This is a genomic window from Paenibacillus phyllosphaerae (genome assembly GCF_014192105.1).
Classification (GTDB): Bacteria; Bacillota; Bacilli; order Paenibacillales; family Paenibacillaceae; genus Paenibacillus_Z; species Paenibacillus_Z phyllosphaerae.
The window spans coordinates 16,496-31,313 of record NZ_JACHXK010000003.1; the positions used below are offsets into that span (position 1 = coordinate 16,496).

The window sequence follows — 14,818 nt, forward strand, 5'->3', positions numbered from 1 at the left end:
GGGGAGCGCAATCGTGAAGCAACAACGACTATTCAGCATGTTTGCCCTGATCATCAGCTTATCGCTTATATGGTCCGCAGTCGGTTATGCAGCCGAATCGCCTGATACGGAGGAGAAACAGCCAACGATTACCATCGAGGCGCCTTCGCGGGTCACCAAAGGAGAGCGTGTTCAAGTAAGCGTCATCGGCCGGGATCTTGCCGAACTGTACGGCTATCAGCTTCAGCTTCAATATGATCCGGCATTCATGGCCTACGGGAATGCCACGTATGATTTCTCGCCGCAAGGGTATGCGGTCCCTGTCACTGACAATAATGGGGAACTGACGTTGGCCTTCACGAAGATCGGTGATCAAACCGCTGGGGTTAGCGGAACCAAAAAATTACTAACCGCAACCTTTACAGCGCGCAAAAGCGGCAGCACGAGCTTCGTTCTTCCGGCCATCACGCTGGTGAACAGCGAAGTGCAGAGTACGGCGCTAACGCCGCAAGCTTCCGCCGCAGTCCGGATCGTTGAGCCGTCGCAGGGCTCATCCTCGCCATCAACGCCGTCGGTGCCTACAAGCGGAGAGGAAGAAGGCGGGAACGACGTTGTCTATGGGGTCAATCCAAGCACAGTGAAGAACGAGAACGGGAAGTCCATGATCGAACTTCCTGCCTCGGCAACCCAAATTAAACTCTCTCCTGAAGTGCTTGCCGCTATCGGCGGGAACAACGTCGTCCTGCAGTCGGAGGAGCTGACCATCGAGCTGCCTTCGAGCGTGTTGAACGCGCTTATCGCCCAACTGCCGAATGGCGTAACCGGCACGATCGCCTTTACGATGAAGCGGGTCGATGCCGTGAAGTCCGGTTCTTCAAGCGAGAGCGGAAGCAGCCACTCGACGGTTGTAAGCCGGGGGCAAGCCTACGATTTTTCGCTTAGCATTCAAGGATCGGATGGTTCGAAGCAGTCCATGACCACCTTCCAAGAGCCGATAACGATGCGCTTTGCAGCCGATGCTGCAGCGGATCAAGGTCTGACCGGCATATATTATGTCCGTTCTGACGGTGCGCTTGAATACATTGGCGGCGAGTGGAGCGGCAATACGTTAACGGCAGACATCCATCACTTCAGCACCTATGCCGTTCTCGAAATGAAAACCGATTACTCGGATGTCCCGGCAAATCATTGGGCGAGCCGCGTCATCGCCGAGCTATCCGCCAAGCAGGTCGTGAAAGGAATTGGCGCTGGCGAATTCCGTCCTTCCCAGCTCGTCACACGCGCCGAATTCGCAGCGCTGCTGGTTCGCGGACTTAAGCTTGAAGCGGCGACGGGCACTCAGCCATTCACGGATGTCCAATCCGGCGCCTGGCATGCTAGCGATGTGAATACGGCTTATGCTAGCGGTATTGTGAAAGGACGCAGCGGGAACCGCTTCGATCCGAACGCCACGATTACGCGCCAAGAGATGGCCGTCATGCTGATCAACGCTGTTCAAGCGAAGAAAGAAGAGCAGACGACTAGCGACGCGAAGCTGCCGTTCCAAGATTTGAACGAGGCCGCGGCTTGGGCGCTCCCTTCGATTGCCAAGTCCTACGAGCTTGGGCTCGTGAAGGGACGGGCGGCTGACCGGTTCGTGCCGCAAGGCGAGCTCATGCGTGCCGAAGCGGCTCAGGCGGTATACTTGCTGATGAATCTGTAGAGAGTCAATATTGTGCAACAAATAAGCGTGGACCGGCGAATGCATCGGTCCACGCTTTATTTTCGTTACGAACAGAGCGTTATTTGCTATACTGCTTCGGCGTCTTGCCGTACGTACGCTTGAACATGCGGATAAAATAACTCGTCTCCATGCCGGTCATCTCCGCGACCTTCTCCACCGTAATCCCCGGCTGTTCCTCGAATAGCTGGACCGAACGGCGCATGCGAAGCTGCAAAATGTATTGCTGCGGCGTCATGCCGAAATTCTCGACGAAGAGGCGATGGAAGTGCTGCACGGAATATCCTGCCGCACGGGCTACATTCGTCAGCAACAGCCGTTCATTGTAATGGTCATGGATGAGCTTGACCGCGGTTTGGAGGGCGGCATTCGACTGGCCGGAAGGATAGACGTTCTTGGTGGGCTTCTTCACGGCGGACTGCCCTTCGAGGACCGAGACCAGCATGCTGTAGATCCGTTTGGACGATTCCCAATAGGCTTGCTCTCCGTTCAAGCTGATCAGATGCCACAGCGACTCGATCTGGCTCCATAAATCATCGAAATTCGGGGCAAGCCGCGCCATCATAATAAGCTCGTCCATCTGGTTGAGCAGCGGTAACGCCGCGGAGCCGTTAAATGCCACGAAGCCTAAATCCCATGTCTCATCCGAGCCGATCGGATAATATTCATGCGGCTGATCCGCGGGTAGGATAAGGAGCGTTCCGGGCGTCAAGATCAGATCCTGTCTGCCTTCAATCTTGAACAAGCCTTTGCCGCTGCGCGACAGGAAAATTTGGTGCGCCGGGTACCCTTCGGGCCTTGCGAGATGCTTCTGGGCATGGTTGCCGACGAGGACCACATAGAGCGGCAGAATTTGCTCCAAATTGGCGAATTCGGCGAGTACAAAAGGCATCATTTGGAGGGGCCAACCACCTTCATGTTAAGATTGTACGATTTTTTGAATCATCTGTTCTATGAGTATAAGCCTGTTGAGCGATATAATCAAAGCATATAAGCGGATATGACGATAATCGAAGGAGAGATTTGGATATGACGACTAAATTTGCACCGATTAGCGAAAAACTGCCTGTGCTGATGCACGGCGCTGACTATAATCCTGACCAATGGCTGCACGACCCGAAGGTACTTGAAGAGGATATTCGCCTTATGAAGCTTGCGGGCTGCAACGTCATGGCGATCGGTATTTTCTCCTGGGCGTCGCTTGAGCCTACGGAAGGCAACTTCACGTTCGAATGGATGGACCAAGTGCTTGACCGATTCGCGGCGAACGGGATCTACGCATGGTTGGCTACGCCGAGCGGCGCGCGTCCGGCTTGGATGTCCCAGAAGTATCCGGAAGTGCTGCGAGTCGAGAAGAACCGCGTCCGCAACCTGCACGGCATGCGCCACAATCACTGCAACACGTCGCCGGTATACCGCGAGAAGACGGCTATCCTGAACGGCAAACTGGCTGAGCGCTACGGCAACCACCCTGCGGTAATCGGCTGGCATATCTCCAATGAATTCGGCGGCGATTGCCACTGTGATTACTGCCAAGAGGCTTTCCGCGGCTGGCTGAAGGAGAAATACGGCACGCTCGACGCGCTTAACGCGGCATGGTGGACGACGTTCTGGGCACACACGTATACGGATTGGAGCCAGGTTGAATCGCCTGCGCCGCATGGCGAAACGATGGTACACGGCCACAACCTCGACTGGCGCAGATTCGTAACGGCTCAGACAGTCGACTTCTGCCGCCATGAGATCGAATCGGTGCGCAGCGCGAACCCGTCTCTGCCAGCGACAACGAACATGCATATGATCGAAGGTCTTGACTACCGCAAATTCGCCGAGATTCTTGATGTCATTTCCTGGGATGCGTATCCGACATGGCACGAGTTCGCGAATGACGGCGAATTAGCTGCATCCGTTGCGTTCTACCATGATCTGTACCGCTCGTTGAAGCAAAAGCCGTTCCTGCTGATGGAGAGCACGCCATCGCTGACGAACTGGCAGCCGGTCAGCAAGCTGAAACAGCCGGGCATGCACCAGCTGTCCTCGCTGCAAGCGATAGCGCACGGCTCCGATTCGGTGCAATACTTCCAATGGCGCAAGAGCCGCGGTTCGAGCGAGAAGTTCCATGGCGCTGTTGTCGACCATGCCGGCCACGAGCATACGCGCGTCTTCAAGGACGTTGCTGAACTCGGCGAGACGATGAAGAATATCTCGGAGGTTGTCGGAACCGCAACGCCAGCGCAGACGGCGATTATCTTCGATTGGGATAACCGCTGGGCGGTGAAGGACTCCCAAGGTCCGCGCAACATGGGTATCAAGTATGAAGAAACCGTCTATGCGCATCACCGTGCGCTGTGGGAGCAGGGCGTAGCGACCGATATCATCGGATCCGAAGACGATATGTCCGGCTACAAGCTCATCATCGCGCCAATGCTCTATCTGTGCCGCGAGGAGACAGGCCGCAAGCTGGAGCAATTCGTGGAGCAAGGCGGAACGCTCGTTACGACTTACTGGTCCGGCGTTGTCGATGAGCACGATCTGTGCCATCTGGGCGGATTCCCGGGCCCGCTGCGCAAGACGCTCGGCATTTGGGCGGAAGAGATCGAGGGTCTCTATGATCACGACCGCAATGGCTTGGCCATGGCTGAAGGTAATGTACTTGGCCTTCAAGGCACTTTCGAAGCCGGCGAACTCTGCGAGCTGATCCATGCCGAAGGCGCTGAAGTACTCGGCACGTACACGGACAGCTTCTATGCGGGTCGTCCTGCACTGACGCTGAACCGTTTCGGTCAAGGCCGCGCCTATCATATGGCGACGCGCCTCAAGGACGATTTCCTCGGCGCCTTCTACAAGCAAGCGGTACAAGAAGCAGGCGTGGCACGGGCTATCGATACCGAGCTGCCTCAAGGCGTAAGCGCAACCGTACGTTCGGACGGCGAGACGGACTTCGTCTTCCTGATGAATTTCAGCGGCCAGCCGCAGCAAGTGAAGCTCGATGAGCGCAGCTACGCCGATATGGAATCGAACGCTTCCGTCGGCCAAGTGGTTGAACTGCCTGTGAACGGCATTCAGCTCCTGAAACGGAAGGCATAAGCAAAGACAGCATGAGACGACAAGCCGGGGCAATCGCCCTGGCTTGTTTCGGATATAAGGATTTCGGGTTCGGCCTTTTAGATAAGAGAGGAGCTGTTTGGGCATGACGTATTCGATCCAGGTGAAGAACATCCGCAAAGCGATCTATCCTTCGACGATGCGGCTTGGCGGGAGCAATCCGCAAGGCGAGCGGATCAGCTTCACCAACTATTACATGGAGCGGGACGGCGAGCCGTTTTTCGCCATATGCGGCGAGTTTCACTATTCCCGTTATCCGGAAGCGGATTGGGAGACCGAGCTTGCGAAGATGAAGCTATCCGGCATCAACGTCATTCCGACGTATATTTTTTGGAACCATCATGAGGAAGTGGAAGGCGCTTTCGCATGGGAAGGCAACCGGAATTTGCGGCAATTCGTCGAGCTATGCGGACAGCAAGGGTTGGCGGTCATTCTGCGCATCGGTCCGTTCTGCCACGGTGAAGTGAGGAACGGCGGTCTTCCGGACTGGCTGTTCGGCCGCTCGTTCGATGTGCGTTCCAATGACGAAGGCTATCTGAGCTATGTTGGGCGCCTGTACGAGGAGATCGGTAAGCAGGCAGCGGGGCTGCTCTATCAGGAAGGCGGACCTGTCATCGGCATTCAGCTCGAAAATGAGTTCAATGCGGCAGCCGCATTGTGGGAGCTTACCGCCAAACAAGGCGATGAGTACTTAAGCGGCGGCAGCGGCGGGGCGGAGCACATTATGCGCTTGAAGGAGCTCGCCAAGCAAGCGGGGCTGGTCGCGCCGATCTACTCGATCACGGGCTGGGGGAACGCTCCGGTTCCGGTCGATGAGGTACTGCCGCTCTACGGCGGCTATGCCTACACGCCATGGACGATCAGCAAAGACAATCCGGAGCAGAAGCCGACGGGCGAGTATTTGTTCACCAGCTATCATGACGATGCGGTAGCGGCTAGGGACTTCGATCCGCCCTATGACCGGACGGCGTACCCGTTCGCTTGCTGCGAAATGGGCGGCGGCATGCAGACCTGGTATTTGGCCCGTTTCCAGGTAGAGCCGGAGAGCGTCCTTGCGATGAGCTTGGTCAAAATCGCCAGCGGCTGTAACTTCATCGGCTACTATATGTTCCACGGCGGTACCAATCCGGTCGGGGAGACCGGCTTCTTGAACGAGAGCACGACGCCGCGGATTACGTACGATTTTCAAGCGCCGATCGGGGAATTCGGACAAATTCGCCGATCCAATCACCTGCTTCGGCCGCTCCATTATTTCTTGCAACAGTTCGGCGGCGTGATTGCTCCGATGGCTACCGTACTGCCAGAAGACGCACCGTCACTTGAACCTGAGCATGCCGGATCGCTGCGTTATGCCGTTCGAACAGACGGACGGTCCGGCTTCGTGTTCGTGAACAACTATCAGGATCATGTGGAGATGCAAGAGCATGCCGACGTTCGTTTTGCCATCGAACTGGAGGACAAGATCGTTCAGTTTCCAAGGAAGAAGCCGCTCACGGTCAAGAAGAATGCTTCGTTCTTCCTGCCGTTCAACTTCGATCTCGGAGGCGTGAACCTGCTCAGCGCGACCGCTCAACCGGTCACCTCGCAGGCTACGGAAGCAGTGGATACGTACTTCTTCCTGATGCAAGAAGGCACTGACGGGGAGTTTATTCTGGACGGAAAAGGGATTGCTTCGATAGAAACGCAGGAAGGCGAAGTAGCTCAGGAGGACGGCGGTGAATACTGCGTTGTCGTGCCTTCACATCGCCCGAGCATGATCCGTATTCATCGTGCCGATGGTACTGAGGTTCCAATCTACGCCATGACTGCTGCGGAAGCAGCCACCTTGTGGGAGGCGGAACTGAACGGCGAACGTTGCGTGCTGTTCTCCGAGACGCCGATTGTTCCTACTGCGGCAGGCTTCGACCTGTTGGGGCCAAGATCGGGTGCGTTCAACTTCCGTATTTATACAGGGGGCCAACAAGGTCATGTGAACTGGCAGCCGAATAATGCGGACGTCCGTCTAGCTGTGCAGCAGCAGGAATGGTTCACCGCCTACCAAGTTACATGCCCGACAAAGCAGATCGAGCTTGATGTGAAGCGGATTCACGACCATAAAGTGGCGATTCGTCTGCATGCGGATATGTTCGATGGCTTAGAAGATCTGATCCTGAATATCGCGTATACCGGGAATGTCGGCTATGCGTTCTCTGGCGGCCGGCTGATTCACGATCATTTCCATAATGGGGCACCATGGGAGATGGGGCTGTCACGACTTATCGATCACGTGCAAGATGGGGAGATCGTGCTGGAGACAACGCCTCTGCGGACAGGAGCAGCTACCTTTGCGGCCGATGCCGCTATGGCTGCCGAGCTGCAATTCGATGGCCAGCAAACGGCAATTTTTCACCAAATAACGGCTGAACCGGTCTATCGCATCTCTCTTCATCCCGAACAGAATCAATAGAAAGAAGCTGAACGAGAACCATGGCCTCACGTCACAACAAACTCGGCTTAAGGCATCTGTCCTGGCCGATCGGGATCGAACTGCTGCTGCAGTTTCTTATGGGCACGGTCGATACGCTGATGGTCAGCCGGATCGGCGATAACGCCGTCTCCGCAGTCGGCGTATCGAATCAGGTGCTCCAGACGGCTATGACGCTGTTCACGGTCATTAACGCCGGGGCAGGCGCGATCCTTGCCCGCATGTGGGGCGCGCGAAACTGGGAGGCAACCCGGAGAACGGCGGCGATTGCCATCCAGATCAATGTGGCCTTCGGACTTGCCGGCGGCCTTTTCTTCCTGTTTGCTTCGGGGCAGGTGCTTCGCATGATGCAGGTCCCCGGCGATGTTTTCGAATATGCCCACTCCTACTTGTCTATCGTAGGCGGCGGGATGATGATCGTGACCCTTCATCTGGTCGTCAATGCTTTGATCCGGAATACGGGGAACACCAAGGGCCCGATGGTCATTACGATCGGGATGAACGTCCTTCACCTGCTCCTGAATTACGTATTGATCTTCGGCGTTGGCCTGTTCCCGGCCATGGGCGTGGAAGGCTCCGCGATCTCGACCGTCGTCAGCCGAGCCGCTGCACTGGCGCTATCGATCGTACTGCTCTGGCGATCGTTCGAACCGAGAATGACCAGACAAGACTGGTTCAGCTGGGATCGTTCGCTGCTCAAAGACATTGTGGGCATCGGATTGCCGGTCTCCGTTACGGCCATGTCTTGGGGATTCTCGCAAATCGTACTGTTGTCCGTTATCGCTTCGCTGGGGGCGAATGCGCTCGCGTCTTACACGTATATCCAGACCATTCAGCAGTTCCCTTGGATGATCGCTGCTGCCGTCGGCAGCGCCTTAAGTATCCAGATTGGTCAATGGTACGGCGCCAGCCAACACCAGCTGGTCTATCGAGGACCGCTGCGGGCGATCTCGGCTGGCTTGATCCTCATCGCGACAGCCGCAGTATTGATCTGGATTGGCGGTGAGCCGATTATGTCGATGTTCACGAGCAATGCAGACATCATCGCATTATCGCTGCCGCTGTTGGGCTTATGTATCATCTGGCAGACGCTTCGGGTCATCCCGTTCTGCTTATCCAATGCGCTTAACATTGTCGGCAGCGCCCGACCGGTCGCCATCCTGTCCGTTATCGGGATGTGGCTCGTGTCCACCGGCGGCGCGTATTGGTTCGGTGCGGTGCTCGGCTGGGGACTCCCAGGGGTCCTGCTCGCGATGATGCTCGACGAGGTGCTGCGCGGCAGCTTCTTCGTTTATCAGTGGTTCAGGAGACAGCGTAGGTTGGTCGGTTCTTTGGAACAAGCGCTGTCTGCAAAATAACATAGACAGATCCATTCACAAAGGTATTCGCTGCGCAAGTGTGCTGACCTTCGATCGCTGTTGTTCATGGACTCCTTGAATTGATGATTAAGGTTGGACTCCATTCACAAAGGCGAACGCTGCCGCTTCTCAGATTCATCACTCTTGCTTCGCTTTCTTGTTCACTTTAACTGTGAAACAGTGCCGGCAATGCCAACAAGGCATTGCCGGTTCGTATTTCAAGAACAACCATAAGCCTTGTCCGCAATGCGGGCAAAGCGACTCTTTGCATCAAGCAACATGGGCGCTCCACCGAATCGCCTTCCAACCAAGGCATCAACGCCGCGAACGAAGCTCGCCCCAGAGCTTTGTCCTTGCATCGGCATGATCACAAGCCATGCCGACCAATGCGCAAGGACAAAAGCGGTCCCGCCACGAAAGGACAGATCGAAGACGGCCGCGTTCCGAATATAGTCTCTTACGGGTGTCCAGAGGGCGGTTGCCCTTGGTTCCCCTCGGCGGAGGGGGAAGGGGCGAGGGAAAAGGTATAATTTCATACTGAAAAAATGAATAATCCAGCATATTTTAAATTCCCCCCATCTTCGATTACAATGAAAGGTAGCCTTTATAAATGAAAATTAATTAACCGCATTAGCGGTAAGAAACGTAACGCCTAGATAGCGCTAACCGCTTACGAAACCGCTTACGTACGAGGAGGAATGGCGGTGTACAAGACCTTGATTCGCATGATTAACGATATGAAGCTGCGGACGAAGCTGATTCTCTCCTTCATTGTCGTCGTATTCGTCCCGGTACTGATCGTCGGTCTATTCCTAACGAACGAGCTGCGCGAGATGGCGATCGGCAATGCCATCGATCAGGCTGCGACGAATGTGGACCGGGTGAAGAAGCGGACCAGCGAGGTCGTCAATGTCTCCTATGACATCGCCTACCGCCTGGCGAACGACACCCGTTTGGAGACGGTAGCCAGCCGCCGCTACGAATCCGTGTACGATGTGGTCAAAGCGTATAAGGAATATCCGGACTTCCGCGAATATATGAAGCTCTACCGGGAGATCGGCAATATCCGGCTCTACGTGGACAACCCTACGCTGCTCGATAACTGGGAATTCATTCAGCCGACCGATGCGATTCGCAATGCCGAGTGGTATCAGCAGGCGACCTCGAGCAGTTTGGTCGACTGGGTGTACATTGTGGACGAAAGGGATAATGTCAAATATTTGAGCCTCGTCCGCAGGGTAGACTTTCCGAATCAAGGGAAGAGCGGCGTGCTGGTCATCAACGTGAACTCCCGCATGCTGAATCAAATCCTGAATCAGGAGTCGTTCGACACGATGATCGTCGACAGCAGCAATCAGATCGTATCGGCGAATCGTCCGGGGCGCCTGGGCCGTCCGCTGAACGAACTGGATTTCGAGAATCTGATCAAGCATGAGGAGACGGGCACGTTCGAGACGGTCGTGAACGGCAGCAAGTCACAGGTCATGATCGAAGAATTAAAACCTGCTGCCAGCATGAACGGATTGCGCGTCATTTCAATTTTCGCGATCGACGATATTGTCGGCGAAGCGAACCAGACGATCCGGTTAGCCGTGACGGTCATCTCGATCAGTCTGGCGGTTGCCATCTTCTTGATCTATGCCTTCTCCATCCTGCTGGCCAAGCGGATGCTCAGACTGAGCAAGAACATTAACAAGGTGGCGACGGGAAACCTCGGTATCGTGATGGAGATTGACGGCAAGGATGAGATAGGCCAATTGTCGCGTCAATTCAACGCCATGGTATCGAGCATTAATGCGTTGGTGGTCGAGGTGCAGGAGTCGAATCAGCAGAAGCGGCAGCTAGCCCAAAAACAAAATGAGATCAAGTTCAAGATGATGGCAAGCCAGATCAATCCGCATTTCCTCTTCAACGCGCTAGAGTCGATCCGCATGAAGGCCCATATGAAGGGCGAGACCGAGATCGCCAAGGTCGTTCGGCTGCTGGGCAAAATGATGCGTAAAAACCTCGAGGTCGGCAATCGCAGCATTCCGATGCGCAGCGAAATCGACATCGTGCGATGCTATCTCGAAATCCAGAAATTCCGGCATGGCGATCGCCTTCATTTCGAGCTGCTGATCGACCCGAAGGTCGAAGAGACGCTGCTCCCGCCGCTTATTATCCAGCCCATTGTCGAGAACGCCGTCGTGCACGGGCTCGAGAGCAAGGAAGAGGGCGGGCTTGTCCGGATCAAGGCCGAGTTAGTCGGTCAAGACGTTCATGTGGAAGTGATGGATAACGGGAGCGGTATGACCCCGGAGCGGGCGGAATCCGTCAAGCAATCGCTCCTCGAGCAGGACGATGACGAGCGTAACCGGATCGGGCTTCGCAATGTCCACATGCGGCTGCAGCTTACCTATGGCCAAGAGCATGGGCTTGTCATTGACAGCGTTCCTTCGGAAGGTACGCGGATTCATTTCATCATACCGTTTGGGGGGAGAAGCGATGTATAAAGTACTGCTCGTCGACGATGAACCGATGATCCGTGAAGGACTTCGGTCGCTCATAGATTGGGAGGAGTTCGGCTACCAGGTGGTGGATACCGCGGCGAATGGACGGGAGGCGCTGGAGAAGCATGAACAGCTGCGGCCTGATCTGATGATCATCGATATTCGAATGCCGGGCATGGACGGACTGACATTGATCGGCCATCTGAGAGAGGTTAATGCGAATCTGCATATCCTGATTCTAAGCGGATACGCCGATTTCGATTATGCCAAGAAGGCCATTCAGTACCAGATCGACGGTTATTTATTGAAGCCGGTCGACGAGGACGAACTGACAGGTTATCTGGATCGGCTCCGGACCGTACTGGCACAGGAAGCTGAAGTCAACCGAAGGCATTCGGCGATGAACGAATGGAACCGCGAGCGGCTCATCCAGGTATGCTTGGAGGGGATCGCTACCGAGGAGGAAGCGATCCAGGTCAGGGAAGCCGCACGTAACGCGGGACTCGACTGGACGGATTACGATCTGTTGCTTGTCAAGCTGCAGGCGCAAGAGGGGCTGGAAACCGGCGCATTCGCCTATATCAAGCGCCGGTTCGTGACGAACCTCGAGGACACCGGCCGCGGCATCGTTTTCTACGCGGAGCCCTATATCGGCTTACTGCTCAAGGAACCGCTTCGGACGGACCACCAACGGAGTAAGCTCTATCAGGAAATCAGCGATATCGCGGCAGAACGGGAGCTTGCCTTTACGGCCGTTTCCGGAGGAGCCGTAGCCGATATTACGGAGCTTGTGCGTTCCTATGCGAACGCTGTGCGAGTCATGAATATGCGTTTCTTCTATAAAGAGGGGCAGATCCTCCACGAGGATACCCCGTCGATTGAGCAATTGCTACCCGACCCGGATTCCGACAGCGAGCCGTTCGATCTGGATACGATGTCGGACAAGCTCTATTTTGCCCTCGATATCGGCAATGATAAGGCGGCATGCGAGCTGGTGAGAGAATCGGGCGGTTCGATGCTGCAGGCTAACTATACCGAGCAGGAGATTAAGACAGGGATAGTGCAGCTGGTGACCGGCGCGGTCGGCAAACTGACGCTGCATCGGCCAGAGCTTCAGGAACGCAGACACGAGCTGTCCAACGGAATTATAGAATTGTACAAGCCCTATTCCTTCCAAACGCTGATCGAGAGTGTCGAAGCGCTGCTGCTGCGGGCAATGGACGGCCTTGATGCAGGCGGGACGGACAAGCAGATCATGAAGATGATCGACCTTATTCAGCGTAATTATCAGCAGCCCTTGAAGCTGGAGACGCTAGCCGATGTGCTTGGTTACAACAGCGCGTATCTCGGCAAGCTCTTCAAGTCGACGACCGGTGAGTATTTTAATAGCTATCTGGATAAGGTGCGGATCGAGAAGGCCAAATCTTTCCTTGAACAAGGCATGAAAGTATACCAGGTTGCGGAGAAGGTCGGCTATACGAATGTCGATTATTTTCACAGCAAATTCCGCAAGTATGTGGGGGAATCGCCATCTGCCTACAAGAAGAAATAGTTCAATGGGACGTGTGCCTGATTTTTCGGGTACACGTTCTCTAATTTTAAAGGGAACTCATCAAATTATTATATGAATTTGTAGAAAATCATTGGGGTACTTTGTAACTGTCCATTCCGATAAAATGAGGTCATACAGCAAGGAGGGGTAAGGCTATGGAAGCGGTAACAGGAAAAAAAGAGCCCAAGGAGAGAGGCAACCGCAAATCTTCCCGGTTCTGGAGGACATTCCTCCAGCAAAAATATTTGTACATGATGTCTTTACCATTCGTGATCTGGGTGTTCGTGTTCAGCTATGTGCCGTTGTGGGGCTGGACGATGGCCTTCCAGAAGTACAAGCCGATGCCTACAGCTTCCTTGTGGGATCGTGTCTTCGATCAGAAGTGGGTAGGCTTCGACCAGTTCCAGCGCCTGTTCACCGACGATCAGTTCTACCTGGTACTTCGCAATACGCTGGCCATGAGCTTCATGGGCCTGATCGCAGGATTCGTCGTACCGATCGTGTTCGCGGTTCTGCTCAATGAAGTGAAGAATATCGCGTTCAAGCGCGTCGCGCAGACGATTTCGTACCTGCCTCACTTCGTGTCATGGGTCGTCGTCGCGGGTATCGTCATCAAGATGCTGTCGACCGATAACGGCGCAGTGAACGACTTGCTCATGTGGCTCGGCATCATCGATGAGCCTTATCAATTCATGGCGAAGGAAAAATGGTTCTGGGGTATCGTTACAGCGGCCGATGTGTGGAAAGAAACCGGCTGGAATACGATCATCTACCTGGCTGCCATGGCCGGAATCAGTTCCGAGTTGTACGAAGCGGCACGAGTCGACGGTGCAAGCCGTCTGCGTCAAATCTGGCACATTACGCTGCCGGGTATCCGCTCGACAATCGTAATCCTGCTCATCATGTCGATCGGCCATCTGGTCAGCATCGGCTTCGAGAAGCAGTTCCTTCTCTCGAACAACCTCGTCTCCGATTACGCACAGGTACTTGATCTGTACGCGCTGCAATATGGTCTGCAGATGAGTAACTTCTCGTACGGTACGGCAATTAACGTATTCAACTCCGTGGTGGGCATCATCTTGTTGTTCTCGGCCAACGGAATTTTCAAGAAAATTACGAAAGAAAGCATTATGTAGGGAGGGTGCCAAATGTCCACGAAATCGAAACGAATTAGCGCCCCTATATCGGACCGGATTTTCGATGTTGTTGTCTATGCTGTCGTCATCATGGTTGTGATCGTGACGCTGTACCCGTTCCTTAACGTACTGGCCTTGTCGTTAAACGACTCGACCGACAGCGTTCGCGGCGGAATCAGCATCTATCCGAGGGAGTTCACTTGGAAGAACTATGAGGTCATCTTCTCCTTCAGCGGATTGATCCAAGGCTTCAAGATATCGATCCTGCGTACGATCGTCGGAACGCTGCTCGGCTTGCTGAGTGCCTCGATGCTGGCGTATACGCTGTCTCGTCCGGACTTCCAAGGCAGACGCTTCATCTCGATCTTCCTTGCCTTGACGATGTACGTATCCGGCGGTATGATCGCGAGCTACATCCTGATCAAAGAGCTTCACATGATGGGCACCTTCTGGGTATATGTACTCCCTGGCATGGTTTCCGCGTTCAACGTATTCATCATCCGTTCCTTCATGGACGGCATCCCATACGCTCTGCAGGAGTCTGCGAAGCTTGACGGCGCGAACGACTTTACGATCTACTGGCGCGTCATCCTGCCAATGGCCAAGCCGGCGCTTGCGACCATCGCGCTCTTCCTGGCGGTCGGCCAATGGAACTCCTGGTTCGATACTTGGCTCTACAACGCACGTTCGCCAGAGCTGACAACGCTGCAGTATGAACTGATGAAAGTGTTGCAAAGTACGACATCCGGCAACGGCGACTACCGCAACACCAATATGACCCAAGTAATGGCTTCCGTTTCGCCGGAATCCGTCAAGATGGCGATCACGATCGTCGTTACCGTTCCGATCTTGTTCGTCTATCCATTCCTGCAACGTTACTTCGTGCAAGGGATGACGCTTGGAGCGGTGAAGGGCTAACATTAGGCCCTAATCAATTGGCCGGTCCGATGGGCAGGTAATGGCTGGAATTGCAGCTAGGCCTGCCCACGACGGGCTCATAAATTTGGTATTGGCA

The 14,818-nt window shown here is 54.8% G+C and carries 9 protein-coding genes; 8 read left to right on the top strand and 1 reads right to left on the bottom strand.

Going from position 1 to position 14,818, the window contains the following annotated elements; translation table 11 throughout:
• Positions 1-13: 13 nt before the first annotated feature.
• Complete coding sequence (locus FHS18_RS07820) at positions 14-1,681, top strand: S-layer homology domain-containing protein (RefSeq protein WP_183598763.1); 1,668 nt, start codon at positions 14-16, stop codon at positions 1,679-1,681.
• A gap of 79 nt (positions 1,682-1,760) precedes the next feature.
• Here FHS18_RS07820 and FHS18_RS07825 read toward each other — a convergent pair whose 3' ends face one another.
• Positions 1,761-2,594, bottom strand: coding sequence for an AraC family transcriptional regulator (locus FHS18_RS07825; RefSeq protein WP_183598765.1), 834 nt, complete (start codon positions 2,592-2,594; stop codon positions 1,761-1,763).
• 134 nt (positions 2,595-2,728) lie between these two features.
• On the opposite strand from FHS18_RS07825, the gene FHS18_RS07830 reads away from it, so the two are divergent.
• The 7 genes from FHS18_RS07830 (at position 2,729) to FHS18_RS07860 (ending at position 14,721) form a co-directional block, all read left to right on the top strand.
• Entirely contained in the window at positions 2,729-4,786 is a 2,058-nt protein-coding gene (locus FHS18_RS07830; protein ID WP_183598767.1) for a beta-galactosidase, read from the top strand.
• 103 nt (positions 4,787-4,889) lie between these two features.
• Positions 4,890-7,250 carry a beta-galactosidase gene (locus FHS18_RS07835; RefSeq protein WP_183598769.1) on the top strand — a complete coding sequence of 787 codons (2,361 nt, stop codon included), beginning with the start codon at positions 4,890-4,892 and terminating at the stop codon, positions 7,248-7,250.
• 20 nt (positions 7,251-7,270) lie between these two features.
• Positions 7,271-8,626, top strand: a complete 1,356-nt coding sequence (locus FHS18_RS07840; protein ID WP_183598771.1) for an MATE family efflux transporter — start codon at positions 7,271-7,273, stop codon at positions 8,624-8,626.
• 704 nt (positions 8,627-9,330) lie between these two features.
• Positions 9,331-11,118, top strand: a complete 1,788-nt coding sequence (locus tag FHS18_RS07845; protein ID WP_343060451.1) for a cache domain-containing sensor histidine kinase — start codon at positions 9,331-9,333, stop codon at positions 11,116-11,118.
• A complete protein-coding gene (locus FHS18_RS07850) occupies positions 11,111-12,667 on the top strand; it encodes a response regulator transcription factor (protein ID WP_183598775.1) in 1,557 nt (518 codons plus the stop codon). Before FHS18_RS07845 ends, FHS18_RS07850 begins: the two co-directional genes overlap by 8 nt.
• 155 nt (positions 12,668-12,822) lie before the next feature.
• Positions 12,823-13,803 (top strand): ABC transporter permease, encoded by a 981-nt coding sequence (locus FHS18_RS07855; RefSeq protein WP_183598777.1) that lies wholly within the window; start codon positions 12,823-12,825, stop codon positions 13,801-13,803.
• 12 nt (positions 13,804-13,815) lie between these two features.
• Entirely contained in the window at positions 13,816-14,721 is a 906-nt protein-coding gene (locus tag FHS18_RS07860) for a carbohydrate ABC transporter permease (RefSeq protein WP_183598779.1), read from the top strand.
• The last annotated feature ends 97 nt before the right edge of the window (positions 14,722-14,818 follow it).